Annotated in this window: 23 protein-coding genes and 1 tRNA gene; 15 read left to right on the top strand and 9 right to left on the bottom strand. The window is 29.8% G+C overall.

Annotated elements, in window-relative coordinates:
- Positions 1–18 precede the first annotated feature (18 nt).
- Together accC and ABDX67_RS02760 are read left to right on the top strand one after the other, a co-directional pair.
- Positions 19–1,359 carry an acetyl-CoA carboxylase biotin carboxylase subunit gene (gene accC, locus ABDX67_RS02765; RefSeq protein WP_347173388.1) on the top strand — a complete coding sequence of 447 codons (1,341 nt, stop codon included), beginning with the start codon at positions 19–21 and terminating at the stop codon, positions 1,357–1,359.
- Positions 1,360–1,466: 107 nt separating this feature from the next.
- Positions 1,467–1,928 carry an Lrp/AsnC ligand binding domain-containing protein gene (locus tag ABDX67_RS02760; protein ID WP_347173386.1) on the top strand — a complete coding sequence of 154 codons (462 nt, stop codon included), beginning with the start codon at positions 1,467–1,469 and terminating at the stop codon, positions 1,926–1,928.
- Positions 1,929–1,980: 52 nt separating this feature from the next.
- Here ABDX67_RS02760 and ABDX67_RS02755 read toward each other — a convergent pair.
- Positions 1,981–2,054 (bottom strand) — tRNA-Asn (locus ABDX67_RS02755).
- A gap of 181 nt (positions 2,055–2,235) precedes the next feature.
- Between ABDX67_RS02755 and ABDX67_RS02750 the strand changes: the two genes are divergently transcribed.
- The 6 genes from ABDX67_RS02750 (at position 2,236) to ABDX67_RS02725 (ending at position 11,797) form a co-directional block, all read left to right on the top strand.
- Positions 2,236–4,968, top strand: a complete 2,733-nt coding sequence (locus tag ABDX67_RS02750) for a 2-oxoglutarate dehydrogenase E1 component (RefSeq protein ID WP_347173385.1) — start codon at positions 2,236–2,238, stop codon at positions 4,966–4,968.
- Between the two features lie 39 nt (positions 4,969–5,007).
- Complete coding sequence (odhB, locus tag ABDX67_RS02745) at positions 5,008–6,219, top strand: 2-oxoglutarate dehydrogenase complex dihydrolipoyllysine-residue succinyltransferase (protein WP_347173384.1); 1,212 nt, start codon at positions 5,008–5,010, stop codon at positions 6,217–6,219.
- Positions 6,220–6,454: 235 nt separating this feature from the next.
- Positions 6,455–8,005: a M28 family peptidase gene (locus ABDX67_RS02740; RefSeq protein WP_347173382.1), complete on the top strand. Its 1,551-nt coding sequence runs from the start codon at positions 6,455–6,457 to the stop codon at positions 8,003–8,005.
- A gap of 204 nt (positions 8,006–8,209) precedes the next feature.
- On the top strand, positions 8,210–8,806 hold the full coding sequence (locus ABDX67_RS02735; protein WP_347173381.1) for a hypothetical protein: 597 nt from the start codon (positions 8,210–8,212) through the stop codon (positions 8,804–8,806).
- A gap of 62 nt (positions 8,807–8,868) precedes the next feature.
- Positions 8,869–11,274, top strand: coding sequence for a helix-turn-helix domain-containing protein (locus ABDX67_RS02730; protein ID WP_347173379.1), 2,406 nt, complete (start codon positions 8,869–8,871; stop codon positions 11,272–11,274).
- Positions 11,275–11,425: 151 nt separating this feature from the next.
- Entirely contained in the window at positions 11,426–11,797 is a 372-nt protein-coding gene (locus tag ABDX67_RS02725; protein WP_347173719.1) for a VOC family protein, read from the top strand.
- A gap of 55 nt (positions 11,798–11,852) precedes the next feature.
- Here ABDX67_RS02725 and ABDX67_RS02720 read toward each other — a convergent pair whose 3' ends face one another.
- Complete coding sequence (locus ABDX67_RS02720) at positions 11,853–14,111, bottom strand: inorganic phosphate transporter (RefSeq protein ID WP_347173378.1); 2,259 nt, start codon at positions 14,109–14,111, stop codon at positions 11,853–11,855.
- A gap of 148 nt (positions 14,112–14,259) precedes the next feature.
- Here ABDX67_RS02720 and ABDX67_RS02715 point away from each other — a divergent pair, with 148 nt between their 5' ends.
- The 6 genes from ABDX67_RS02715 to ABDX67_RS02690 all read left to right on the top strand — a co-directional run bounded on the left by ABDX67_RS02715 (position 14,260) and on the right by ABDX67_RS02690 (position 20,185).
- Positions 14,260–15,474: an OprO/OprP family phosphate-selective porin gene (locus ABDX67_RS02715; RefSeq protein ID WP_347173377.1), complete on the top strand. Its 1,215-nt coding sequence runs from the start codon at positions 14,260–14,262 to the stop codon at positions 15,472–15,474.
- An 85-nt stretch (positions 15,475–15,559) separates the two neighbouring features.
- Positions 15,560–17,602, top strand: a complete 2,043-nt coding sequence (locus ABDX67_RS02710; RefSeq protein ID WP_347173375.1) for a thioredoxin domain-containing protein — start codon at positions 15,560–15,562, stop codon at positions 17,600–17,602.
- The gene (locus tag ABDX67_RS02705) at positions 17,599–17,961 is read left to right on the top strand and encodes a DUF1304 domain-containing protein (protein ID WP_347173374.1); all 363 of its coding nucleotides are present in this window, start codon (positions 17,599–17,601) and stop codon (positions 17,959–17,961) included. Before ABDX67_RS02710 ends, ABDX67_RS02705 begins: the two co-directional genes overlap by 4 nt.
- Positions 17,962–17,963: 2 nt before the next feature.
- The gene (locus ABDX67_RS02700; RefSeq protein WP_347173372.1) at positions 17,964–18,764 is read left to right on the top strand and encodes a mechanosensitive ion channel family protein; all 801 of its coding nucleotides are present in this window, start codon (positions 17,964–17,966) and stop codon (positions 18,762–18,764) included.
- Between the two features lie 20 nt (positions 18,765–18,784).
- The gene (locus ABDX67_RS02695) at positions 18,785–19,474 is read left to right on the top strand and encodes a hypothetical protein (protein WP_347173370.1); all 690 of its coding nucleotides are present in this window, start codon (positions 18,785–18,787) and stop codon (positions 19,472–19,474) included.
- Positions 19,475–19,510: 36 nt separating this feature from the next.
- Entirely contained in the window at positions 19,511–20,185 is a 675-nt protein-coding gene (locus ABDX67_RS02690) for a hypothetical protein (RefSeq protein ID WP_347173368.1), read from the top strand.
- Here ABDX67_RS02690 and tsaB read toward each other — a convergent pair whose 3' ends face one another.
- Entirely contained in the window at positions 20,186–20,872 is a 687-nt protein-coding gene (tsaB, locus tag ABDX67_RS02685; protein ID WP_347173367.1) for a tRNA (adenosine(37)-N6)-threonylcarbamoyltransferase complex dimerization subunit type 1 TsaB, read from the bottom strand.
- Between the two features lie 139 nt (positions 20,873–21,011).
- Between tsaB and ABDX67_RS02680 the strand changes: the two genes are divergently transcribed.
- Positions 21,012–22,208 carry a serine hydrolase domain-containing protein gene (locus ABDX67_RS02680; protein ID WP_347173365.1) on the top strand — a complete coding sequence of 399 codons (1,197 nt, stop codon included), beginning with the start codon at positions 21,012–21,014 and terminating at the stop codon, positions 22,206–22,208.
- Between the two features lie 71 nt (positions 22,209–22,279).
- Here the strand turns inward: ABDX67_RS02680 and ABDX67_RS02675 are convergent, their stop codons facing one another.
- The 6 genes from ABDX67_RS02675 to ABDX67_RS02650 all read right to left on the bottom strand — a co-directional run bounded on the left by ABDX67_RS02675 (position 22,280) and on the right by ABDX67_RS02650 (position 26,294).
- On the bottom strand, positions 22,280–23,614 hold the full coding sequence (locus tag ABDX67_RS02675) for a TolC family protein (RefSeq protein WP_347173363.1): 1,335 nt from the start codon (positions 23,612–23,614) through the stop codon (positions 22,280–22,282).
- Positions 23,615–23,844: 230 nt separating this feature from the next.
- Entirely contained in the window at positions 23,845–24,057 is a 213-nt protein-coding gene (locus tag ABDX67_RS02670; RefSeq protein WP_347173361.1) for a hypothetical protein, read from the bottom strand.
- A 2-nt stretch (positions 24,058–24,059) separates the two neighbouring features.
- Positions 24,060–24,605, bottom strand: a complete 546-nt coding sequence (locus ABDX67_RS02665) for a DUF420 domain-containing protein (RefSeq protein ID WP_347173359.1) — start codon at positions 24,603–24,605, stop codon at positions 24,060–24,062.
- Positions 24,598–25,242: an SCO family protein gene (locus tag ABDX67_RS02660; protein WP_347173357.1), complete on the bottom strand. Its 645-nt coding sequence runs from the start codon at positions 25,240–25,242 to the stop codon at positions 24,598–24,600. The genes ABDX67_RS02665 and ABDX67_RS02660 overlap by 8 nt, the downstream gene beginning before the upstream one ends.
- 6 nt (positions 25,243–25,248) lie before the next feature.
- Entirely contained in the window at positions 25,249–25,896 is a 648-nt protein-coding gene (locus ABDX67_RS02655) for a hypothetical protein (RefSeq protein WP_347173355.1), read from the bottom strand.
- Positions 25,897–25,946: 50 nt separating this feature from the next.
- Positions 25,947–26,294 carry a cytochrome C oxidase subunit IV family protein gene (locus ABDX67_RS02650; RefSeq protein ID WP_347173353.1) on the bottom strand — a complete coding sequence of 116 codons (348 nt, stop codon included), beginning with the start codon at positions 26,292–26,294 and terminating at the stop codon, positions 25,947–25,949.
- Positions 26,295–26,311 lie beyond the last annotated feature (17 nt).

The following is a 26,311-nucleotide window of genomic DNA, read 5'->3' as shown; positions in this document are numbered from 1 at the left end:
ATTACTAATACATAAAATATGTTTAAAAAAGTATTAATAGCAAATAGAGGTGAAATTGCACTACGTGTAATTAGAACTTGTAAAGAGATGGGAATCAAAACTGTAGCAGTTTATTCTACTGCAGACTCAGAAAGTTTACATGTAAAGTTTGCAGACGAAGCTGTTTGTATTGGACCTCCGCCAAGTAACGAATCTTACTTAAAAATGTCAAATATAATTGCAGCAGCAGAAATTACAAATGCAGATGCAATTCATCCAGGATATGGTTTTTTAGCTGAAAATGCTAAATTTTCAAACTTATGTGCAGAACATGGAATAAAATTCATTGGCGCAACTGGAGAAATGATTGATAAGATGGGTGATAAAGCATCGGCAAAAGCAACAATGATTGCAGCTGGTGTTCCATGTATTCCGGGTTCTGAAGGAATTATCGAAGATTTTGATGAATGTGAAAAATTAGCTCATGAATTTGGTTTTCCTGTAATGCTAAAAGCTACTGCTGGTGGTGGTGGAAAAGGAATGCGTGCCGTTTGGAAAGATGAAGATTTACAAGATGCTTGGGATTCTGCAAGACAAGAAGCAAAAGCTGCTTTTGGTAATGACGGAATGTATTTAGAAAAATTAATTGAAGAACCAAGACATATCGAGATTCAGATTGTTGGAGATTCATACGGAAAAGCTTGTCATTTATCAGAAAGAGATTGTTCTGTGCAACGTCGTCATCAAAAGTTAACTGAAGAAACTCCTTCTCCATTTATGACAGACGAATTGCGTTTAGCTATGGGTGATGCTGCAGTTAAAGCCTCGGAATATATAAAATACGAAGGTGCTGGTACTGTTGAGTTTTTAGTTGATAAGCACAGAAATTTCTACTTTATGGAAATGAATACGCGTATTCAAGTAGAACATCCAATTACAGAACAAGTTATTGATTTCGATTTAATTCGTGAACAAATTCTAGTTGCAGCAGGAGTTCCTGTTTCTGGTAAAAATTATCTTCCAAAAATGCACTCTATTGAATGTAGAATAAATGCTGAAGACCCATACAACAACTTTAGACCAGCGCCAGGAAAAATTACAACTTTTCATGCACCTGGAGGGCACGGAGTTAGAATCGACACACATGTTTACGCAGGATATTCTATTCCGCCAAACTACGATTCTATGATTGCTAAATTAATTGTAACTGCTCAAACAAGAGAAGAAGCTATTAATAAAATGAAAAGAGCTTTAGATGAATTTGTAATTGAAGGTGTAAAAACAACCATTCCATTTCATAGACAATTAATGGTGCATCCAGACTATATTTCAGGAAATTACACTACAAAATTCATGGAAAATTTCGAAATGAAACTGTAAATCAAGTATTTAGTTTAATAGTTAAATAAAAAGTTAGGATATAGTTATATATCCTAATTTTTTTTATATTTACACATAATAAAATCAACTAAATACATCCTTAAGCTATGATTAATAAAGTAAAAATCGATGGTATTGATAAAATCATCATAAAAAACCTAGTTAATGATGCTCGAACACCTATTTTAACTATTGCTAAAGAAGTTGGAATTTCTGGTGCTGCTATTCATCAAAGATTAAAAAAACTTGAATCTTCTAAGTTAATAGCAGGTTCTAAAATGATACTAAACCCCAAAGCACTAGGCTATACAACTACTGCTTTTGTAGGTGTTTTCTTAGATTCGGCTAGTATGTACTCATCTGCCATCAAAAAATTAGAAGAAATACCAGAAATAGTAGAAAGTCATTACACAACAGGTAATTATGCTATTTTTATTAAAATATTATGTAAAAATAATGAAGATTTAATGCATTTGTTAAATCAAGATATTCAAAAAATAAAAGGAGTTGCTAGAACTGAAACCTTTATTTCACTGGATCAACAAATAGATAGACAGATAACTATTTGATTTTTAGCACATATAAATAAAAAAGCCTTAACATTTAGTTAAGGCTTTTTTGCTCCTCCTCTAGGGCTCGAACCTAGGACCCTCTGATTAACAGTCAGATGCTCTAACCAACTGAGCTAAGGAGGAGTTTGCAAGACTAAAAGTTTTGCGAGTGCAAATATAAATCTTTTTAAAAAACCGCCAAATTTTTTTCAAGAAAAAAGAAAGAAATATTCATTCAATAAATTAAAAAAAGAAAGCTCATTTTTAGCAAAAGTTGTATTTTTGTGTCAGTTATTTTATTATACCAAAAGTATTAAATAAATATATGGACAAGTTTTCGTTCTTAAACGCAGCACACACAGGTTTTATAGGAGATTTATATGATCAATATTTAATAAATCCAGATGCTGTTGAACCAAGTTGGAGGAGTTTTTTTCAAGGTTATGATTTGGCTAATGAAAATTACTCATTAACAGATGATGATGAATTTTACGTAGAAGTTCCTGAAGATGTTAAAAAAGAATTTTTAGTAATCGATTTAATAAACGGTTATAGAACTCGTGGGCATTTATTTACCAAAACAAATCCGGTTAGAGATAGAAGAAAATACGCTCCAACTTTAGCAATTGAAAACTTTGGATTATCGCAAAACGATTTAAATACAGTTTTTAACGCAAGTGATGTTTTAGGTATCGGAGCAAAAACTCTAACACAAATTATTGAACATTTAGAAAATGTGTATTGCAATTCTATTGGTGTTGAGTATATGTATCTAAGAAATCCTGAAGAATTGAAATGGTGGCAAGATCGATTACACAAAAATAACAACTTACCTAATTACAATGTAGATGCTAAAAAGTACATTTTACAAAAAGTAAATCAAGCTGTTGGTTTCGAAAATTTTTTACAGACTAAATATGTAGGTCAAAAACGTTTTTCTTTAGAAGGCGGAGAAGCATTAATACCCGGTTTAAGTGTTTTACTTAGATCAGCTGCAGAAAATTTCGGAGTAAAAGAATGTGTTCTTGGAATGGCTCATCGTGGACGGTTAAGTACACTTGTAAATATTTTTAAAAAACCTGTTAGAGAACTATTCAACGAGTTTGAAGGCAAAGATTTTGAAGATGAAGATTTAGATGGTGATGTTAAGTATCATTTAGGTTTAACACTCAGTAAAACTTATAAAAACGGGCAAAGTATTAAAATGAATTTAGTACCAAACCCTTCGCATTTAGAAACTGTTGGTGCTGTTACCGAAGGAATTGTTCGTGCTAAAATTGATAAAAAATATAAAGGAGACAACTCAAAAATATTGCCAATTGTTATTCATGGTGATGCAGCTATTGCTGGTCAAGGAATTGTCTATGAAATAGTACAAATGGCACAGTTAAGCGGTTATAAAACTGGTGGTACAGTCCATGTAGTAGTTAACAACCAAGTTGGTTTTACAACAAATTATTTAGACGCAAGATCAAGCACTTATTGTACAGATATAGCAAAAGTTACATTATCTCCAGTTTTACATGTAAATTCAGATGATGTTGAAGCAGTTTGCCATGCTATGGAAATTGCTATTGAATACAGAATGAAATTCAAAAAAGATGTTTTTATAGATCTTCTAGGATATCGAAAATATGGTCACAACGAAGGTGATGAACCTCGTTTTACACAACCAAACTTATACAAAGCAATTGCAAAACATAAAAATTTAAAAGAACTTTATGCGAACCAATTGCTTAATGAAGGAACTGTTACAAGTGAATATTTAACACAAATTACAGATGAATTTAAGTCTATGTTAGAAGCTGAATTTGAAAAAGCCAAACAAGACACATCATCTAAGGTAAGAGAATTCATGAAAACCACATGGAAAGGTTTTGAACGTCAAGGAAAAGAAGCAATGTTAACTCCTATTGACACAAGCTATTCTGTAGAAAAATTAAAAAATATTGCAAAAGTAGTTTCTACAGTTCCTGGAACTGTAAAGTTTGTTAGAAAAGCTGAACGTATTTTAAAAGGAAGAGAAAAAATGGTTTTCGAATCTAATGAATTAGATTGGGGAATGGCAGAAACGCTTGCGTATGGTTCTTTATTAGAAGAAGGATTTAACGTACGTATTTCTGGACAAGATGTAGAACGTGGAACTTTTTCGCACAGACATGCAATTTTAAGAGATGAAGTTACCGAAGAAAGAATCAACTTACTAAATACCAATTCTGAGAATAAAGGAAATATGACCATTTACAATTCTCACTTATCAGAATATGGTGTTTTAGGATTTGATTATGGGTACGCAATGGCCTTTCCGAATTGTTTGACAATTTGGGAAGCACAATTTGGTGATTTCTCTAACGGAGCGCAAATTATGTTTGATCAATATATTTCTGCATCTGAAGATAAATGGAAATTACAGAACGGAATTGTAATCTTATTACCACACGGATATGAAGGACAAGGTTCTGAACATTCTTCTGCAAGAATAGAGCGCTATTTACAATTATGCGCAATCGATAATATGACTGTTGCAAATTGTACAACGCCTGCAAACATGTATCATATTTTACGCAGACAAATGAAACGCAACTACAGAAAACCTTTAATTGTTTTTACACCTAAAAGTTTATTACGTCACCCAAAAGCTGTTAATCCTATTGAAGAATTAGCAAACGGAACTTTCCAAGAAGTAATAGATGATCATTTGGTTGATAAATCAAAAGTTAAAAAAGTTGTATTTTGTATGGGTAAATTCTATTATGATCTAATAGAAGAACGCGAAAAGTTAGAAAGAAACGATATTGCTTTGGTAAGAATTGAACAATTATTCCCGTTGAATGAAAAACAATTAGAAAGTGTAATAGCCGCATATCCAACCGCAGAACGTTTTGTTTGGGCACAAGAAGAACCAAAGAATATGGGAGCTTGGAGTTATATGTTAGAGCGTTTTCCGAAGTTAAGATTAGAAGTTGCATCTAGAGAATATCATGCGGTTCCGGCAGCTGGATCTAGCGCACGTTTTAAAAAGAGACAACAAAAAGTTTTAGACAAAGTTTTTGATTAAAAAATAAAGAAATTTAGATAAAAATAAAATTCAGTACTGATGATTTTAGAAATGAAAGTTCCTTCTCCGGGAGAATCAATTACAGAAGTAGAAATCGCAACTTGGTTAGTTGAAGATGGAGATTATGTTGAGAAAGATCAACCAATTGCAGAAGTAGATTCTGACAAAGCAACCTTAGAGTTACCTGCTGAAGAAAGCGGTATTATTACGCTAAAAGCAGAAGAAGGCGATGCCGTTGCTGTTGGTGAAGTAGTTTGTTTAATAGACACAAGCGCTGCTAAACCAGAAGGAAGCTCAACAAGTAATGAAGATTCAAAACCTTCAGTAAAAGTTGTAGAAAAGAAAGTTGAAGCTCCGAAAACAACAACATATGCAACTGGAACAGCGTCTCCTGCTGCTAAAAAAATCTTATCAGAAAAAGGAATTGATGCAGCTTCTGTAAGTGGAACTGGAAAAGCTGGTAGAATTACCAAAGACGATGCGGTAAAAGCAGTACCTTCTATGGGTACTCAACCCACCAACGGTTCTAGAGGAACAGAGCGTAAAAAAATGTCTATGTTGCGTAGAAAAGTTGCTGAACGTTTGGTTGCTGTAAAAAGCGAAACTGCAATGCTAACAACGTTTAACGAAGTAAACATGCAGCCAATTTTTGATTTGCGTTCTCAATACAAAGAAGATTTTAAAGCAAAACACGGAGTTGGTTTAGGTTTTATGTCTTTCTTTACATTGGCAATTGTTAGAGCGTTAAAAATGTATCCAGATATTAACTCAATGATTGATGGAGATTTTCAAATAAAACACGATTTTCAAGATATTTCTATTGCAGTTTCTGGCCCAAAAGGATTAATGGTACCTGTAATTAGAAATGCAGAAAATTTATCTTTTAGAGGTGTAGAATCAGAAGTAAAACGTTTGGCTTTAAGAGCTAGAGACGGACAAATAACTATTGATGAAATGACTGGCGGAACATTTACCATTACAAATGGTGGAATTTTTGGTTCAATGTTATCTACGCCAATTATCAATCCTCCACAAAGTGGAATTTTAGGAATGCACAATATTGTAAACAGACCAATGGCTGTTGATGGGAAAGTAGTTATTCAACCAATTATGTATGTTGCTTTATCTTATGACCACAGAATTATTGACGGACGTGAATCTGTTGGGTTCTTAGTTGCTGTTAAAGAAGCATTAGAAAATCCTGTAGAATTATTAATGGATAATGATATTAAAAAAGCATTAGAAATGTAAATTGAGTTTCTAGATTATTAGAAATTTCGATTTTTAGATAAAATAATCCTGAGCATTTGCTTGGGATTTTTTAGCTATTATTAACAACTAACTTGCTAATAATAATACATTTATACAGCTTTGAAGGCAACAATTACAAAAATTATGTTAAAAACTGTTAAAAGACATGCTTTTAGAGCGTCTTAATGGTTCTTTTTTGTAATATCGCATCACTTAACTATAACAACCGAATCAAATGAAAAAAACACTATTACTATTAAGCGTAATGTTTATAGCATTTTCTTGTAAAAAAGAAGCAACACACGAGGATGTTGTCGCTTACGGAAACACTATTACTCAAGAAGAATTAAAAGAGCATTTATATATTTATGCTTCTGATGAATTCGAAGGACGTGATACAGGATCTCCAGGACAAAAGAAAGCTGTTGAATACATTAAAAAACACTACGAAGCTTTAGGAATTAACTCTTTAATTGATGGAAACTATCTTCAAAATGTACCGTTAAACATTGTAAAAACTCCAGAAGTAAGTATTTCTGTGAACGGAAAATCATTTAGTTATTTTGACGATTTTATTTCACAAACTGCAGCAGCTACAGGAACAGTAAATGCTTCTGAAGTTGTATATGCTGGTTACGGAATTGATGATGATAAGTATTCTGACTACAAAAACCTTGATGTAAAAGGAAAAATAGTAGTTGTTAGAGGTGGAGAACCAACAGATAAAGCCGGTAACAATGTAATTACTGGTGATAAAAAAGCTTCAAAATGGTCTAATGGCCGTCAAGCACTTTCTTCAAAAAGAGATGCAGCAAAAGAAAATGGTGCTAAAGCATTATTTTTTATGGATGACGCATTATTTACTCGATACTCAAAATTCTATAAAGAACGTGAAGAAAAAGGAGGAAGTAATAGATTATCATTACCAACTAAAGAAGGTGGTGATGCAGAAATGTACTATTTCTTAATTAGCGAAAAAATGGGGAAAGCATTGGTAAGTAACATTACTAAATCTACTAAAACTGCATCTGTTGCTACAAAAGTTGATATGAATTTTAAAAGTATTACCGTTTCTCAACCATCAGAAAATGTTGTAGCAATGATTAAAGGTTCTGAAAAACCAGAAGAATACATTATTATTTCTGCACATTTAGATCACGTTGGCGTAAATGCAAAAGGAGAAATCTTTAATGGAGCTGATGATGATGGATCTGGAACAGTTTCTATGTTAGAAATTGCTCAAGCATTTAAAAAAGCGGTTGATAATGGTCATACACCAAAACGTTCTATTATTTTCTTACACGTAACTGGAGAAGAAAAAGGATTATTAGGTTCTAGATATTACACAGATTATGAGCCTTTAGTTCCTTTAGCAAATACAGTTGCAAACTTAAATATTGATATGGTTGGTAGAATTGATCCAAAACGTGAAGGAGACAGAAATTATATATATTTAATTGGTGCTGATAAATTAAGTACAGATTTACACAAAGTTTCTGAACAAGTAAACAAAACGTTTACAAATATTGAGTTAGATTATACGTACAACGACGAAAACGATCCAAATCGTTTTTACTACCGTTCTGACCACTATAACTTTGCAAAAAATAACATTCCAATTATTTTCTATTTTAATGGAACACATGATGACTATCACAGACATACAGATACTCCAGACAAAATTAACTATGACTTGCTAGAAAACAGATCTCGTCTTGTTTTCCATACAGCTTGGGAATTAGCAAATAGAAAAGATCGTATTGTTGTAGATAAAGCTACAGAATAATTATATACATACTTACCTAAACTATAAAAAGCCTTCCGTTTGGGAGGCTTTTTTATTTACACTTTCAAATAATTTGATAACATTAGATAAATTTTATTAAAACGGGAATCCTATTTGTTGCTTAACAAAATTTTTATATCTAAACAATTTTATCCATTTTTTACAAACTCATTTTTTGATTGTTTATCTTGCAACAAAAATGCTATGTTAAAATTATTTAATCCACTAATTGTGTTAAATTTAATTCTGCTCTTGTCTTTTACTGAAGTTACAGGGCAAGAAATGAATACTGATATAAATTTATCTGTCACAGAAATAGAAAAACCAAATGAGTTAAGAATTAATTTACTCTTATACTCTACTATTTTAGATGATAATTTTTATTTTTACAGCATTGATTACGAGAGAATATTAAGTCCAAAATCTAGTATAGGCTTTTCTTTTGGTGGTAGATTTATTTTTGGTTCTACTGAAACTTATAGTGATATTCCTGGTTTTTTTAGTTTACCAGATATCGCCTTCATGCCCTATTATAGAGATTATTTTTCAAATAGTAAAATAGCTGCTGGACTTTTTGCTGAAATAAATAGTCTTTTCACCTACTACAAATACAATTATATTAATAAAGATGGAATTGATGAAGGTATTCAGCCTTCTTTTGGGTTTGGGCTTGGAGCTGCTGTTGGATATAAACATTTAGCCGAAAATAATTTTTCTTTAGAATTTATTGCTGGTATTGGTTTTAACTCACAATATCTTATTTATCCAAGAATTGGGATAATAATTGGTCATAGGTATTAAAAAAACAAACATCATTTAAATATTCTTTTTTTGATTGTTTATCTTGCAACAAAAATGCTACCATGTCAAAAAATAATGAATTAGAACTTGCTTTAGATTTTATAGAAAAGACAGATCGAAATTTGTTTATCACCGGAAAAGCAGGCACAGGAAAAACTACTTTTTTACATAAAATTAAAAACGAATCTTTAAAAAGAATGGTGGTGGTTGCGCCAACAGGTGTTGCTGCAATTAATGCAAAAGGTGTTACCATTCATTCGTTTTTTCAAATGCCTTTTGGTCCAATTTTACCCAATCAGATTGCAAATACTTCTAACGCACAACGTAAATTTTCTAGAACAAAAATTGATATTATCAAATCGTTAGATTTAATTATTATCGATGAAATAAGCATGGTTAGAGCCGATTTATTAGACGGAATTGACCAAGTGATGCGTCGTTATAAAAACAGAAATAAAGTGTTTGGCGGTGCGCAAGTTTTAATGATTGGAGATTTACAACAATTAGCGCCAGTTGTAAAACCAAACGAATGGAGTTTGCTACAACAACATTATAAAACGGTTTATTTTTTTAGCTCAAAAGCTTATCAAGAAGCCAATGTGGTTTCTATAGAATTGAAACATATTTATCGTCAAAAAAACGAAGATTTCATCAAAATTCTAAATGAAATTAGAAATGATAATTTGTCTGAAGCATCCGCAAAAACATTAAACGAACGTTACAATCCAACTTTCTCTCCAAAAAAAGACGATGGTTATATTACCTTAACAACGCATAATAATAGAGCAAATGCCATCAATAATTTAGAGCTTGAAAAGCTCAAATCCAAAACTTCTTTCTTTAAAGCGGATATTTCTGGAAAATTCAACGAAAACTCTTTTCCGAACGACGAAAAACTAGCATTAAAAATTGGTGCGCAAGTCATGTTTATCAAAAACGATTCTTCGCAAGAAAAAAGATATTACAACGGAAAAATTGGAGTTATTACAGACATTTCTAAAGAAACAGTAACCGTACAATGCGCCAATGAAATTGACGAAATTGTGACCGAAAAAGAAACTTGGGAAAATATCAACTACTCCATTAACGATGAAACCAAAGAAATAAAAGAAGATATTACTGGTTCTTTTTCTCAAATTCCGTTGCGTTTGGCTTGGGCAATTACCATCCATAAAAGTCAAGGTTTAACTTTCGAAAAGGCAATTATTGATGCCGAAGCTTCTTTTGCACACGGACAAACCTATGTTGCGTTAAGTAGATGTACTTCGTTAGAAGGTATAGTCTTGAAAACAAAAATTAATAGTAACGCAATTATAAACGATGCAACTGTTGGTTCGTTTAATAAAAGCGTAGAAGAAAATCATCCTGACGAAAGTATTTTAATAGAATCTGAAAAACAATTTCAACTCAATTTAATCTCAGAATTGTTTGATTATCAACAATTTTTATATCCAACTTCTCGATTAATTGACATTTTTTATAAAAATAGAACGAGTATAAAAGGTGACGTAATTGAGCATTTACAAATTATAAAAGACAACGGAATTGTAGCCTTGATGAAAGTTGCAAACGGGTTTAAAAACCAGCTAAACCAAATTTCCGAAAATGAAATTTTACCAGAAAATAGTTCGATAGTTCAAGAAAGATTTACAAAAGCAGTTGATTATTTTTTAACACAAACTATTAAAAACATCGTTCAGCCTTTGTCAAAAATTTCCTTTTCGTCTGATAACAAAGCGGTAAAAAAAGATTTTGACAAGCAGTTTGATGCATTACAAGAAGTATTAACCGAGAAAGTTTTTGCTCTTAAAAAAATGACAGAAGGTTTTACTACAAAAACCTATTTGCAAGTTAGAGCAAACGCGGTTTTACAAAATGTAGAAAAACCAAAAAAGAAGAAGGTTGCTTCTAAAAGAGATCCAATTATTGCGTTAAAATTAAGAGAATTAAGAGATGATATTGCCAAAGCAGAAAACATTCCTCATTTTCAAATCTTTACACAAGAAACGTTATACTTGATGTGTGATGAACTTCCTAGAACTGAAAAAGAGCTGTTGAAAATAAACGGAATGGGAAAAATCCGTGTTCAAAAATATGGTGAAGAAATTTTAGAATTAATTAATTCTTACTGTGAAGAAAATGGTATCAATCATTTAAATCAGCAGAAGAAAGAAGATAAAAAACCAACAAAACAGATTTCTTTTGAGTTGTTTAAAAGCGGTTTATCAGTAAAAGAAATTGCGAAAGAACGTAGCTTAACAACTGGTACAATTGAAAGTCATTTGGCTAGTTATATTCCGTCTGGAGAAATTGATGTTTTAGAATTAATTCCGTTGAAAAAATATAAAAAACTCATCAAAAAAATAGAAGAAGTTGAGTTTAAAAACTTAACAGAACTCAAAGAAAAAGTAGATAAATCATTCACATTTATGGAATTAAGAATGGTGTTGCTTTCTATGGAAAAATAGTTTGAGGTTTTATTTGTCATCCCGAAATGAGACTTTTTAGTCGATTAAGGAATCTATAAAAAAGTAAGATTTCTCGTCGTTCATTCTTCCCTCTTTCGAAATGACAAAAGAATTTCCTAACTTTAATGCGATAATATTAAAAACACATCACATGAAATTAGGCGCAATGTCTATCAGTTTAGCGGTAAAAGACATCAACAAATCAAAAGAGTTTTACGAAAAATTAGGTTTTTGTGTTTTTGCAGGTCAATTAGAAATGGGTTATTTAATCATGAAAAATGGCAATGCTTTGGTTGGGCTTTTTCAAGGAATGTTCGAAAATAATATTTTAACATTTAACCCTGGTTGGGATGAAAACGCAAACAAGTTAAACAATTTTGATGATGTAAGAGATATTCAAAAACACTTGAAAAAAAACCATATCCAACTAGAAAGAGAAACAGATGGTTCTGATTTTGGACCGGCAAGCATCGTGTTTTTTGATCCGGACGGTAATACGATTTTAATAGATCAACATGTATAAAAAAAATCCCGAGTTAAAATTAACTCGGGATTGTGAATTCAAACAACTCTTTGTGTTATTTTACTTCTTTTGTGGATAAATGAAACTCTTGATAGGTTTGCAATAAATTTAATAATGCACCAACCAAATCTTTAGTTTCTAATAAAACACTAAAATATAAAGTAGTGTTTTTAGGACTTGTTTCATCTGTTCTAATTCTTGCAACTTGTTTTTCAATTGATTCAGAAACATCGTTTAGCAACGCTTGCTTATCAACTAAAATTCCGTTTAGTCGATCAAAAGTTCTGTTTTCAAAAACAATACTCACTTTGTTTAATAATTCTGTTAATTGATTATCAATTTCTTTTAAATCTTTTAACTGTCCTTTTTTAAGATTTTTATGATTGTTATTTACGTGTTTAAAACTTGCTCTAGAAATATAACTAATAGATTGTGCAACATCTTGTAGATATCCTAATACTAAAATATAGAATCTACTTGCTTGCACAGATGTTTCGTCTAGCGATTTAATAAAGTAGAAAACACCATCTTTTAAATCATCAATTTCATCGTTTAATTTACCAACATGTTTGTCGGTTTTACGTAATTTATTTAAATCGTGATTAGCTAAATCATTCACAACATTTGTGTATAGTTTGTTAACACGAGAAGCCACTTCTGCAATATGATCTGAACTTTCTTCAATTACACCGTTAATAGTAATTAATTCTGCTCTTTCGATATACATTTTTTTCTTAACTTCTTGATTTTTCTTTGTGTGTTTGATAGAATTTCTTGCAATCAAACCAAATACTAATAAAAGTAAAACACCAACCATTACAATTCCTCCTAAGTTAATTAAGTATGCAACTATTGCAGCTGCAACAAAGGCAACTAGTGCTGTCATAAACCAACCGCCAATTACATTTAACACTCCAGCAACTCTATACACTGCACTTTCTCTTCCCCAAGCTCTATCTGCTAATGATGTACCCATTGCAACCATAAAAGTTACATAGGTTGTTGATAATGGTAATTTTAACGAAGTACCAACTGAAATTAAAATTCCGGCAACAATTAAGTTTACAGAAGCTCTAATCATATCAAAAGCTGGCATTTCGTAAGATTTATCTTTTGATAATTCTATGACTGGTTTTTGAAATTTAGAATCTACATATGCTAATGTTTTCTTTGGAAATAAATAACTGATACCAATATTTAACCCCATTGCTGCTCTAACTACTACTCTAGACATTGGGTTTGGCTGAAATTTCTCGTGCCCTTCTCCTTGACGAGATAAATTAATTCCAGTTTCAATTACCGTTTTTGCTTTTTTAGAAGTCCAGATAGTTACGACCATTATAGCCCCTGCAATTAATAATAACCAAACATTAGATGGCACTTTTTTAGCCAACACTCCCATTGAGAATGAATCAGCAGCAACACCAGATGCCTGCCATGCTTCATAAGAATTCCAAGCAGCAATTGGTACACCAATAAAGTTTACCAAATCATTTCCAGCAAAAGCCAACGCTAATGAGAAGGTACCAATACCAATAATTAATTTTAAAACGTTTACTTTAAATAGCTTTATTAAAAGTTGAGATACGATAGACCAAAAAGTAAATCCTATTAACAAAATTATTGCAAGATTCCCTTCTATTAAGTGCTTTACATCTTTATAAAAAGGAGTTCCTTTTAACCCTTTTATCACAATAAAATAGGTTATTGCAGTAATGGCAAATCCACCAAACAATGCATTTACATAACTAGGTCTACTTTCTATATGAAAAGAATAAATTAGCCTAGATACAAATTGTACTATTGCTCCAACAGAAAAGGCGACAACCACAGAAAGTAAAATACCAAATATGATAAACATTGCTGTTTCTGTATTGATATATTTACCAAGATTTGCAGCAGTTTCTCCACTATCAGATGTGTAAATTTTTATCAACGCCATTGCTACAGCTGCTCCTAACAATTCAAAAACAATAGAAACTGTTGTAGAAGTTGGCATTCCTAGCGAGTTAAAAACATCTAACAGTAGTATGTCTGTAATCATTACGGCCATAAAAATGTACATGATTTCATTAAAATAGAATTCGCTCGGAACAAAAATCCCTTTTCTAGCAACCTCCATCATTCCGCTTGATGTTACTGAGCCAACAAAAACACCAATACTAGCAATAATCAAAATTTTCTTAACTGAAATAGCTTTAGAACCAATTGCAGAGTTTAAAAAATTGACTGCATCATTACTTACCCCAACAACTAAATCTATAATTGCTAAAGCGGTCAATGCAATTAGCATTAAAATATATGGATTCTCCATTTTATTTACTTAAATTATTATTCTGCAAAATTAGATACAGCATCCTCACGCAATGTTATTTTAATGTTATCAAAGTGTTATGAAATAACATTGTATATGTTAACTTATCTTAAAATTTATAACATTTGCACTTTAATAAAAATTTAAAATGACGTTATCTAAAAATTATTTTTCATTTATTCTGTTGTTAATCAGTCAAATTGGTTTTTCTCAAAATTCGTTTGATTTTAAATGGGACAAAGGGTTTAAAGTTGAAAATGCAGACAAACAATTTCAATTAAAATTTGGAGGAAGAATTATGATAGATCATGCATTCTTCTCTCAGGATGAAGGTTTAGATGCTGCTTTTAATCCGTTAACAACAACAGCTGGAACTGAACTTAGACGCGCTAGAATATTTACTTCTGGAACTTTATATGGGAATGTAGATTATAAGTTCTCTGTAGATTTTGCAGACAATAAATCAACTATCAAAGACGCCTATATTGGATTAAAAAATTTACCAATAATTGGCAATCTTAGAATTGGTCATGTGAAAGAACCTTTTAGGTTAAGTGTAATAACAAGCAGCAAATACATGACTTTCATGGAGCGTTCTTTTGCCGATGATTTTATGCAAACAAGAAACAACGGAATCGTATTTTTTAATGATTATTTTGGCAATAAATTATCTGTTCAAGCTGGTTATTTTTTAAACGAAGACAATTCTTCAGATGACAAAGCCGCAAATAATGGTTATGCAATTACAGGTAGAGTAACAAGTTTATTAATTAATGATAAAGAACAAAAAGAAATGTTACATGCTGGGATTGCCTATACAAATAGAAAACCTAATTCTAAAGAATATAAAATTGAATCAAGACCAGAAAGTCATTTAAGTAGAATTAAATATATCTTTACTGGTCCAATAAGTAGTGTTAAAAATGTAAGTATAGTTAATTTTGAAACCGCTTATGTAAAAAAAGCTTTTGCTTTTCAAGCTGAATATTTAACGACGAAAATAAATACAGGAATTGCTAATCCAATTGATACTTATCATTTTTCTAGTTATTACGGAGAAGTAAGTTATTTTTTAACTGGAGAAAGCAAAAAATTTAAAAGCTCTTATGCTGGATTTGATCGATTAAGTCCAAAAAATAATTATGGTAAAAGTGGATCTGGAGCTTGGGAAATAGCCTTAAGGTATTCTAATTCTGATTTAAATAATCGTGATATTTATGGCGGAGAGCAAACTGATGTTACCTTGGGACTTAACTGGTACTTAAACCCATCAACTCGATTTATGGTGAACAACGTTTTTGCAGATGTAAAAAACAAAGGAAAAGCAACCATTTTCCAATTTCGTTTTCAAATCGATTTTTAAGCTACATTTAATATAATTATAATTTCTAGCGATTTGGTTTTTATCAAATCGCTTTTTTTATCTTTGGTTAGACACAAAATCACCAATGGAAAAATTTAAGAACCATTTAGCTTCAGAAACAAGTCCGTATTTATTGCAACACGCAAACAATCCTGTAAATTGGTTTGCCTGGAATACAGAAACTTTAGCAAAAGCAAAAAAAGAAAACAAATTATTATTGATTTCTATCGGATATTCTTCATGTCATTGGTGTCATGTAATGGAAAAAGAAAGTTTCGAAAACGAAGCTGTTGCCGAAATTATGAATCATCATTATATCAATGTAAAAGTTGATAGAGAAGAAAGACCAGACATTGATCAAATTTACATGAATGCTGTTCAATTAATGACTGGCGCTGGCGGTTGGCCATTAAACTGTATCGCTTTACCTGACGGAAGACCAGTTTGGGGCGGAACATATTTTAAGAAAAAAGAATGGTCTAATATTTTACATCAAATTGGAGAATTGTATCGAAAAAATCCTGAGAAAGTTGTTGAATATGCCGAAAAATTAACTGAAGGAATTCAACAATCTGGATTGATAACTTTAAATCCTGAAAAAGCGCTCTTTACAAAAGAATACTTAAATGAAACTGTAAAAAAATGGAGTATTTATTTTGATGAAGAGTTAGGCGGGTTTAACAAAGCTCCAAAATTTCCGATGCCAAATAATTATCATTTTTTATTGAGACATGCTTATCAAAACAACGATAAATCTTTACTAAAATATGTAAATACTACACTTACAAAAATTGCTTTAGGCGGAATTTTTGATCATGTTGGCGGTGGATTTTCTAGATATTCTGTAGATACAAAATGGCATATTCCGCATTTCGAAAAAATGCTTTATGATAATGGTCAATTAGTAAGTTTGTTTGCAGATGCGTATTTAATTACAAAAAATCAACTGTATAAAGAAACAGTTTATGACACCTTACAATTTATTGAGCGTGAACTATTAGATGGTTCTGGCGGGTTTTATACTGCAATTGATGCAGATAGTTTAAATGCTAAAAACGAATTAGAAGAGGGTGCTTTTTATGTTTGGAAAAAAGAGGAACTACAAACTGTTTTAAAAGAAGATTTCGTGATGTTTTCTGAGTATTATAATATAAATTCTTACGGTTTTTGGGAACAAAACAACTATCATTTAATAAAAAATAGTTCTGACACAGAGTTTGCTAAAAAACACAATCTAGCAATTTCTGATTTAAAAAACAACGTTGTAAAATGGAAAGCAATTTTATTAAAAGAAAGAGCAAAAAGAGCATATCCAAGATTAGATGATAAAGTTTTAACTTCTTGGAATGGCATTATGTTAAAAGGCTATGTTGATGCATATCGCGTTTTTAATGATAACCGCTTTTTAAAAATTGCTTTAAAAAACGCACACTTTTTAGAGTTAAAGATGCTCAAAGAAGACGGAACTTTATATCGTAATTATAAAAATGGAAAAGCAAGCATAAACGGTTATCTTGAAGATTATGGAATGGTTATTGATGCTTTCATTTCGTTATACGAAGTAACTTTAGATGAAAAGTGGCTGATGCTTTCTAAAAATCTAACCGATACTTGTTTTGACTATTTCTTTAATACAGCAACGAGTATGTTTTATTTTACATCAAATAAAGATTTAGAATTAATCACCAGAAAAACCGAAACTGAAGACAATGTTATGCCTTCTTCAAATTCGATGATGGCAAAGAATTTATTTAAACTAAGTCATTATTTTGAAAATGAATACTATTTAAAAACTAGTAAACAAATGTTGAATAATATGACGAGTACAATGCAAAATTTTGGCTCAGCTTATTCTAACTGGTTAGAAGTATACAGTAATTTTATAGATAATTATTTTGAAATTGCAATTAGTGGAGCTAATGCAAAAGAGAAATTACTAGAAATTCATAAAGAATATATTCCTAATAAATTAATTTGTGGTAGTGTAACTAAAAGTAGTTTACCTTTGTTAAAAAACAGGTTTATAGAAAACAAAACACTAATGTATATTTGTAAAAATAAAACGTGTAATTTACCTACAGAAATTACCGAAGAAGCAATTTGTCAACTAAAAAATTATATTGAATGACACTAATAACTATAATTCTTATTGCTTTTGTTGCTTTAGAACACTTCTATTTTTTAGTATTAGAAATGTTTTTATGGACAACACCTAAAGGTATAAAAACATTTGGATTAAAATCTAAAGAATTTGCAGAAGAAACAAAGGTACTAGCAGCAAACCAAGGATTGTACAACGGTTTTTTAAGCGCAGGATTAATTTGGTCTTTACTAACAAAAGACTTAAATGTGAGTGTATTTTTTCTAAGTTGTGTTATTGTAGCAGGTATTTACGGAGCTTATTCAACAAAAAAGATAAGACTCTTTTATATTCAATCAATTCCAGCTATTTTAGCAGTAATAATTTTTTTCATAAATAAAACTTAAAAATGGATAAATACATAGAGATAGCAGAAGCTTTTTTAATAAAATACGGACCAGATGTGCTCACAGCATTATTAATTTTAATTATTGGTTTATTTGTTATAAACATGCTTGTTAAAGTATCAAAAAAGATCATGACAAAAAGCAATGTAGAGCTTACATTACAAAAATTTTTAAGTGATTTATTAAGTTGGATTTTAAAAGCGTTATTAATAATTACCGTAATTTCTAAACTTGGGGTTCCCACAACATCTTTTGTTGCAATTATTGGGGCTGCAGGTTTGGCTGTTGGTTTAGCTTTACAAGGTTCTCTTGCTAATTTTGCTGGAGGTGCTTTAATTATGATTTTTAAACCATTTAAAATTGGAGACTTTATTACAGCTCAAGGAGAATCTGGTACGGTAAAAAGTATCGAAATATTTACAACTAAATTAAATACTGTAGACAATAAAGAAATTATTATTCCGAATGGAGCATTATCAAACAGCAATATTGTTAATTTTTCTACAGAAGAAAAACGTAGAGTTGATTTAAAATTTGGCGTTTCTTATGATGCAGATATTAAAGAAACTAAAAATGTTTTTGCAACGATAGTAAACAATCATCCATTAATTTTAAAAGATCCTGCACCGGTAATTTTATTAACAGAATTAGGTGATAGTTCTATTAATTTTGCTGTTAGATCTTGGGTAAAATCAAGTGATTATTGGGCTGTTTACACAGAAGTTTTAGAACAAACTAAAGAAGCATTAGATAAAGCGAATATTGATATTCCTTATCCACATCAAGTACAAATAAAAAAATAACACTTTAAAAAATAACAAAAATGAAAAATTTAAAATATTCAGTAACGCTTTTGTTTTTATCAATAGGATTGTTTGTTAACGGTCAAAACGAAGCCTCTTTCGCGTTAGAAGGTGGAAATTCTTTTTTAACCATCAAGCAAAAATTTGATAAAACAATAAAAGGAAGTTTGTTTATCAATGAAAATTTTGAAACTGTAAAAATTGATGATATTCCTATTCAATATCCTGCAAGATATAATGGCTATACAGATAATTTTGAAGTAAAGCATATGGGAAAAACAAAATACATTGTTCCTTCTCTAGAAAGTAAAGTACAAGTGCACTTTATATCGTTAAATAAAACTTATAAAATCTATAACTATTTATACAAAGATGACTTAAAAGCTGGTTTTTTTGTTATAAAAAGTAAAGGTAAAAACTACGATTTTGCAGTAAAAGAAAAAATAGTTTATGTAGAAGAGAAAAAGCCTAAAACACCTTATGAAAAATATAAAAATCCTGAATTAAAAAGAGTTAAAGACACATATTATTTAAGAATAAAAGGAGCTGAAGCTTTAAGTGAAATTAGACTTAGAAAAAAGGATGTTATCAAGTTTTTTGGAAACGATTCTAAAACAATTTCTTCTTTAATTAAAAAGAACAAATTGAATGTAAAAAAAGAAAATGATTTTATACAGTTATTAAAACTATATGATAATCAAACACGATAATTAATAAAAATTGCTACTAACTTAAAATTAAAAACCATGAAATCAATTCTAATAACATTATTTTTTATTTCTGCTTCTGCATTTTCACAAATAAATCAAATCAACAATTTAGAAGACATGTATACTTTAAAAAGTGATGTCGACGCAAAGTATAATCGTCAAAATGATCCTAGCATTAAAGGTTCTCCTTTTCTACATACTGAATACCAAAATATAAAAATTAAAGGTGTTGCAATGAAAGGAAAATACAATGCCAATCTTGACTATTTTGAAATAGATAATAAAGGAAAGGTTCTTTTCTTTGGACCAGCTGTAGAGCATCGTTATGAAGTTATCTTTACTGATGATAATACAACTTATAAAGCTTTTGAATATGAAAATTTAAAGCTTGCATTCTTTAAAGTAATAGCAAAAAAAGAAAATGCGCATTTACTTAGTAAACAATTTATAAAGTATTTTCCACTGGTTAAGCCAAAAAGTAGTTTTGAAATTGCTAAACCAGCAAAGTATGAAAGAAAGGATGATGTATATTACATAAAGTTTAATAATCAAGATATTGTTGTTGAATTGCCAACTAGAAAAAGTAAATTTTTAAAAGTTTTTAATTCAAAAGCAAATGACATTAAGAGTTTTATTAAAAAAGAAAGGTTAGGTATAAAGAAAGAGGAAGATTTAATTAAAATCTTTAATTTTTATACTTCACTAAAATAACTATACTCTCTTTTTTTGAGGAACAACAATAAAATCTTTTAGATAAAAAGGTTCAAAATAAGCGACATCTTCGATGTCGTTTTTTTTGTATTTATCATTAGATAAAATGCCCATTTCTTTTGCTGACGGGAATTTAGCTTCTATAAATATTGCATTTGAATGTGCTATTAAAGATTTGCACTTTTCTGCTCCATCACCTAAAAAATAAACTTTTGAAAATTCTAAATAATCAAGAAAAGAAGTTTCGCAAATAATTTCTGCTTTTGTATCTCTTATCTGATTATAATCTGAATTGAAAACAGCCGAATACACTTCCATTCTACGAGCATCTAACATTGGTATAATAACACTATTATCATCTGAAATAGACGTAATTGACATTGCAAGTGATTGCAATGTGTTTACAGAAATTAAAGGAATGTTCAATGCAAAGCACAATCCTTTTGCTGCAGAAACACCAATTCGTAACCCAGTATAAGAACCTGGACCTTTACTTACTGCAATGGCATCTAATTTTTTAAAAGTAATTTTAGCTTTAGTAATAACATCGTTTATATAAGGATGTAAAACTTCAGCATGAGAATAATTACCATTGTTTAATTCTTTAATAGCGATTAGTTTTCCATCTTTAGAAATACTCACCGAACAGTTTTTTGTAGAAGTCTCAATATTTAAAATATATGCCAATAGAATAGTTTTTTACAAAGATACATTAAGCTTCAAAAAAATACATATAGTTTATTATTATTCCTTAATATGAAATAAAATTTTGAAAGTTCGTCTAGCATTGTTACTTTTAGCATATGAAACACAATATATTCCCCTTGTGAAAATTAAATTAAAATATCTTATTGGTCTCTTTATCATACTCTTAAGCAGTTTTGTACTAAGTACTAAAACTGTAAAAGCAGCACCAAAAATAGCCATTAAAGATGTTGTAAAAGATTCTGTTATTCTAAAGGATCCAACGATTATTTTAGAAAAATTTTCTATAGATGAAACCAAAAAGGTAAGTCACAAATTAGACTCTTTACTAAAAAGAATAAATAAAAGACACGATTTTCATGGTTCAATTCTTGTTGCAAAAAAAGGAAAATTAATTTATCAAAATCAAATTGGATTTGCAGATTTTAGAAAGAAAAGCAAACTAAATGAAGAGTCAATTTTTCAATTAGCATCTGTAAGTAAACAATTTACGGCTGCTTCAATTATGATTTTAAAGGAAAGAAATCAACTACAATTAACAGATACAATTACCAAATACTTTCCAAAATTTCCTTTTAAGAATATTACAATTCAACATTTACTTAATCATACTTCTGGTTTACCTAAATATTTTTGGGTTGCAGAAAATCAATGGAAAAGAGAAAAAGCTCCAAGTAATAATGAAATGATGGAGTTTCTTGAAACAACCAATGTTTCAACGTTTTTTAGTCCTGGCAGAAGATTTGATTATTCAAATACTGGTTATTTTGTTTTAGCATCTTTAATCGAGAAAATATCAAAAATGAGTTATTCTAATTTTTTAGAAACTACTATTTTTAAACCGCTACAGATGAATAATTCTTTTGCTTTTAGTTTTGAAAATGACACTATAAGAGCAAATCAATTAATTGGCTATCGATTATATAGAGGTTGGAGACACCGTACAATACCAAATACAATTAATGACGCAATTGTTGGTGATAAAAATATTTATGCCACAAATGAAGACTTATTAAAATGGGTAAACGGTTTAAATAGCGGAAAACTAATTTCTGAAGAATCTTTAGAATTGATGTACACGAAAGGAAAGAACAAATATGGACGTGAAATTCCTTATGGATTTGGTTTTAGAATAAATACCAAAAATGACGAAAAGATTGTTTATCATTATGGAAAATGGAATGGATTTAGTACAGGAATAACTCAATATCAAGATGATGATTTGGTGGTTATTATTTTAGAGCATACAAGTTACCGATCAATAGATTATTTAAATAAAAAGATTCGCAAGATTGTTGATGAAAATTTTGATGCATAACTTAAAAAATAGTTCATAAAAAAATCCCTGAGAAAATTCTCAGGGATTTTTTTATGTTTTTTAGATTACGTTTAATCAAATACAGATTCTCCGTAGTAAAATTTCAATACTTTAGATTTAAATACATAATCGTATTTTGCTCTAATTAATGTTGATTCTGCATTTACTAATCTATTTCTTACTTGATCAAATTCAAATGAAGTAATTGCTTCAAAAGTATATCTTTGTTGTGCATTTTTAAAAGCTTCTTGTTGTGCTTCTAAAGATAATCTAGCTGCCTCATAACTTTTTAATGCTGCTTTAGCATCTAAAAAAGCTCGTTGAATTGTTTGTTGTAGGCTTAACTTTGCATTTTCAAGATTTAATTTTGAGTCTTCTTTATCAATTATTGCTCTGTTAAGATTGACTTTGTTCTGAAATCTATTAAAAATAGGAATATTCACTGATAAACCAATACCATATCCAAAGTTATCGTTTAATTGTTTAAAGAAATAATCATTTTGTTGTCCTTGAAAAATAGTGAATCTGTGACTAAAATTAGTTCCTGCACTTGCAGAAGCACTTACACTTGGTAAAAATCCACTTTTAGCAATTGCAATTTGTAAATCTCCGTATTCACCTTGTAATTTAGCACTTAATATTTCAGGCCTAGTTTCTACAGCTTTTTTATAAACTGCATCTGGACTTTTAAACATTAAAGAAGCAGAAGGAGCACCAACATCTATTTTTGCAACATCAAAGTTATTAGGATCAACTTGTAATAATTGAGCAAGACCTAATAATGCAATATCTAACGTATTTTCTAAAGAAACAATAGTTTGTAAATCGTTTGCATAAGCAGATTGCGCGTTTAGTAATTCACCTTTAGGCTTAGAACCTGCATCTACTTGATTTTTAGCTACTTCAATTTGCTTTTTACTTATTTCTGCTTGCACTTTTGCAACTGCTAAATTTTCTTTAGCAAACAGTATGTTTAAATAAGAGTTGACAACATTTAAAGAAATATCATCTTTAATATTTTGTAAATCTAATTGATTACCTATAAGTGTTAATTGGTTACTTTTATAGGTATTTAATAATCTAAAGCCGTTGAAAATAGTAACACTACTGTTTATACTATAAGAAGAGCTAAAGCTTGTAGAAGAAATTCTACCATTACTTACAGGATCTATGGTAGATCCAAAATTTAAATTAGCTCCAGAAGAAGCATTTAAATTTGGTAAAAAATTTCCTTTTGCACCTATAATATTTTGGTTTGCCTTTTCTAAAGTTAATTCACCTTTTTTTATAGTGATGTTATTTTTTAATGCATATTCAACTGCTTCTTTTAAGTCCCATTTTTTTTGAGATATTCCTGAGAAAGAAAAAGCAATTAATGCTATAACTACTAAAAATTTTGTTTTCATTAATGATATTTTGTTAGTTTCTATTCACTCTTTATATTATGATTCAATAGTCAAGCCAAAACAAATAAATATATAAGTACCTGTTTTACTGTAATTTAAAATCAATGTAATTAAATGCAAGTGTTTGATAATGAACACTATTAATTATAATCAAACACAAATTTATTTGATAGTGTTTATATGACGAGCGAAAATAGAATTTGTTACAGATTTTTTATCTTATTGAAGCGTTAATTTTTTATTCTTTTTTTATATCTGAATAAAACATATGCTAAAAGTGCAACTAAAAGGTAAGGAAAAGCCATTAAATAGGTAATGCCAGAGTTAATTCCTTCTGCCATTTCTTGATCGCCATTTTCTACTACAGCTTTACACATTGCGCATTGTGCATTCGCATCAATTGTAAAAAATAAAACGACTATTAAAACGATACTTTTTTTCATAACTATAAATAATATGGAGAAATCATTATATAAACTAAAACACCTGTTATTGCAACATACAGCCACAAAGGAAATGTAAATTTTGCTATTTTTTTGTGCTTAGAAAACTTTCCTAATCTTGCTCTTACAAAGGTAATTAACACAAAAGGAATTACAACTATTGAAAGCAATATATGAGTAATCAAAATAAAATAATACACGTATTTTATTGTTCCTTCTCCACCAAATTTAGTAGATTCTGAAGTCATATGATACGCTAAATACATTAACAAAAATAATGCTGAACAAAATATTGCAGTTGTAGTTAATTGCTCATGCAGTTTTCTGTTTCCTTTTTTAATTGCGATAACTGCAAAGATTAATAGTAAAGCTGTAGCTCCGTTTATTGTTGCATAAATTGGAGGTAAAAAAGATAAAGGTTCTACATTATAACCTAACTTTTTTAAGTTTACACCAAACAAAATAGCAACAGCTAGAGGAATAATTATTGATAAAAAAATAATTATTCTATTGTATTTTTTTTCTTGATTAGAAATCTCTTTACTCATTTAACAAAATCTTAATGTCTTCTTTTAATTCTGTTATTTGATCTGCAAAACCATTTTCTTCTAAAGCTCTATAGTACATTATTGGGTTTCCGTGTGCATCTCTTCTAGAGCGAATATTACCTTCTTTGTCTATTAAAGCAAACAAGCCAGAATGTTCAAATCCACCATGTTCTCCATCACCATTTCCGGCGTATAATTTAAAGCCTTTGTTAGATAAATCGTACACATATTCTTGACTTTTACCTGTTAACATTTGCCAATTAGTACTTGTAATATTGTGTTCTTTTCTATATTGACTTAGAACTTCTGGAGTATCAATGTCTGGTGTGATTGAAAAAGATGCAATTCCGAAGTTTGGGTTTCCGTAAAACTCGTTTTGCACATCAATCATTTTTTGATTCATAATTGGGCAAATTGACGGACATGTAGTAAAGAAAAATTCAACTACAAATACTTTACCTTCAAAGTTTTTATTGGTAATTGTGTTTCCTTTTTGATTGATAAATTCGAATTCTGGAACTTTATTAAAAGTAACCAAATCAGATTTTTGAAATTTCTTTACCACTTTTGGTACTACATAAATTCCAAAAAGTAAGATAACAAATGAGATACCGATATAAGAATACTTTTTTTTCATTTTACTTTATATTTTACGTTTAAAGCGTTTCTCTTTTTCTAACGATTTTTTTAATTGATAGTATATAATTTCAATATCATTTTTCATTTTGTTTTTAAGATCATTTACAGAATTCATATCATAACCATATAACCTTCCGTTTTCTGTATCTTCATCGTCTTTTCTACCACGTAAACGCAATTCTCTATCAACAATAAAAACGTATTCTGAGCTTAAATCTTGATTGATTGTATATGGAGAATCAAAACTATTAAACACTGTTTTAATATCGTCAGCATCCATAAAAACAAACTTCCAACTCTTAATATCTGTATAAGTACTTAGTTTAGTTTTTAAAGCTTCTACTTGAGTTTCTGTTCCTTTTGGGGCAATTAGTACAGATTGAAAAAACATGCTTTTACGATATCTTTTATATATAACTTCGTTTAAATTAAAAAGTCCGCCTTTACTTTTTTCGATATCTGTTCCTAAAAAACTAACAACAGAAAAATGATCTTTAAAAGAAACTTCTCCTTTTATATTTTCTACATTTTTTGTTAGAATAGGCAAATTTGCATGATGATAAATTCCTAAAGACAAAAAAATATAAAAGATTAACGGTCCTAAAAATAATGCCGATAATGCGAATCCTTTTTTAATTCTAACTTTCTTCATATGCCAAAAAAAAAGGTGGTAAAAACCACCTTAAAATATTTTAAAACAAATTAATAATTCCATTTTGTTAAAGGAGCCATTACATCAAATATGTATTCTCCTTCAATTAATAACAAAGTAACTAAATAGGAAATTAAAAATACTGCTGTCCAAACTACAGCTCTTCTAAACCATTTTTTTTCACCTTCCATATGCATAAACGCCCAAGTAATACCATAAGCTTTAGCTATTGTTAAAATGATGAATATCCAGTTTAAAGGGCTAGTTCCTAAAAAACTTGTTAAGTGTAAAAAATCAGGTTTTATTATACCAAAAATAACTTCTACAATTGTTATTACAGATAGTACTCCAAAAACCATCCATATTCTTTTTGTATTTGACTCGTGCGCGTGTGCCATTTTTATAATCTTTTTAT

It is taken from the genome of Polaribacter uvawellassae (assembly GCF_039748955.1).
Lineage (GTDB): Bacteria > Bacteroidota > Bacteroidia > Flavobacteriales > Flavobacteriaceae > Polaribacter > Polaribacter uvawellassae.
The sequence above is the reverse complement of the archived record's forward strand: the minus strand, read 5'-3'. Positions and strand labels throughout refer to the sequence as shown.

What these genes read in the sequence shown, in the direction of transcription:
- ABDX67_RS02735 (WP_347173381.1), top strand. Translation starts at nt 8,210, where the DNA reads ATGTTAAAATTATTTAATCCACTAATTGTGTTAAATTTAATTCTGCTC.
- ABDX67_RS02710 (WP_347173375.1), top strand. Translation starts at nt 15,560, where the DNA reads ATGGAAAAATTTAAGAACCATTTAGCTTCAGAAACAAGTCCGTATTTA.
- ABDX67_RS02730 (WP_347173379.1), top strand. Translation starts at nt 8,869, where the DNA reads ATGTCAAAAAATAATGAATTAGAACTTGCTTTAGATTTTATAGAAAAG.
- ABDX67_RS02660 (WP_347173357.1), bottom strand. Translation starts at nt 25,242, where the DNA reads ATGAAAAAAAAGTATTCTTATATCGGTATCTCATTTGTTATCTTACTT.
- ABDX67_RS02695 (WP_347173370.1), top strand. Translation starts at nt 18,785, where the DNA reads ATGAAAAATTTAAAATATTCAGTAACGCTTTTGTTTTTATCAATAGGA.
- accC (WP_347173388.1), top strand. Translation starts at nt 19, where the DNA reads ATGTTTAAAAAAGTATTAATAGCAAATAGAGGTGAAATTGCACTACGT.
- ABDX67_RS02700 (WP_347173372.1), top strand. Translation starts at nt 17,964, where the DNA reads ATGGATAAATACATAGAGATAGCAGAAGCTTTTTTAATAAAATACGGA.
- ABDX67_RS02655 (WP_347173355.1), bottom strand. Translation starts at nt 25,896, where the DNA reads ATGAAGAAAGTTAGAATTAAAAAAGGATTCGCATTATCGGCATTATTT.
- ABDX67_RS02725 (WP_347173719.1), top strand. Translation starts at nt 11,426, where the DNA reads ATGAAATTAGGCGCAATGTCTATCAGTTTAGCGGTAAAAGACATCAAC.
- ABDX67_RS02760 (WP_347173386.1), top strand. Translation starts at nt 1,467, where the DNA reads ATGATTAATAAAGTAAAAATCGATGGTATTGATAAAATCATCATAAAA.
- ABDX67_RS02670 (WP_347173361.1), bottom strand. Translation starts at nt 24,057, where the DNA reads ATGAAAAAAAGTATCGTTTTAATAGTCGTTTTATTTTTTACAATTGAT.
- ABDX67_RS02715 (WP_347173377.1), top strand. Translation starts at nt 14,260, where the DNA reads ATGACGTTATCTAAAAATTATTTTTCATTTATTCTGTTGTTAATCAGT.
- ABDX67_RS02720 (WP_347173378.1), bottom strand. Translation starts at nt 14,111, where the DNA reads ATGGAGAATCCATATATTTTAATGCTAATTGCATTGACCGCTTTAGCA.
- ABDX67_RS02650 (WP_347173353.1), bottom strand. Translation starts at nt 26,294, where the DNA reads ATGGCACACGCGCACGAGTCAAATACAAAAAGAATATGGATGGTTTTT.
- ABDX67_RS02665 (WP_347173359.1), bottom strand. Translation starts at nt 24,605, where the DNA reads ATGAGTAAAGAGATTTCTAATCAAGAAAAAAAATACAATAGAATAATT.
- odhB (WP_347173384.1), top strand. Translation starts at nt 5,008, where the DNA reads ATGATTTTAGAAATGAAAGTTCCTTCTCCGGGAGAATCAATTACAGAA.
- ABDX67_RS02675 (WP_347173363.1), bottom strand. Translation starts at nt 23,614, where the DNA reads ATGAAAACAAAATTTTTAGTAGTTATAGCATTAATTGCTTTTTCTTTC.
- ABDX67_RS02690 (WP_347173368.1), top strand. Translation starts at nt 19,511, where the DNA reads ATGAAATCAATTCTAATAACATTATTTTTTATTTCTGCTTCTGCATTT.
- ABDX67_RS02705 (WP_347173374.1), top strand. Translation starts at nt 17,599, where the DNA reads ATGACACTAATAACTATAATTCTTATTGCTTTTGTTGCTTTAGAACAC.
- ABDX67_RS02750 (WP_347173385.1), top strand. Translation starts at nt 2,236, where the DNA reads ATGGACAAGTTTTCGTTCTTAAACGCAGCACACACAGGTTTTATAGGA.
- ABDX67_RS02740 (WP_347173382.1), top strand. Translation starts at nt 6,455, where the DNA reads ATGAAAAAAACACTATTACTATTAAGCGTAATGTTTATAGCATTTTCT.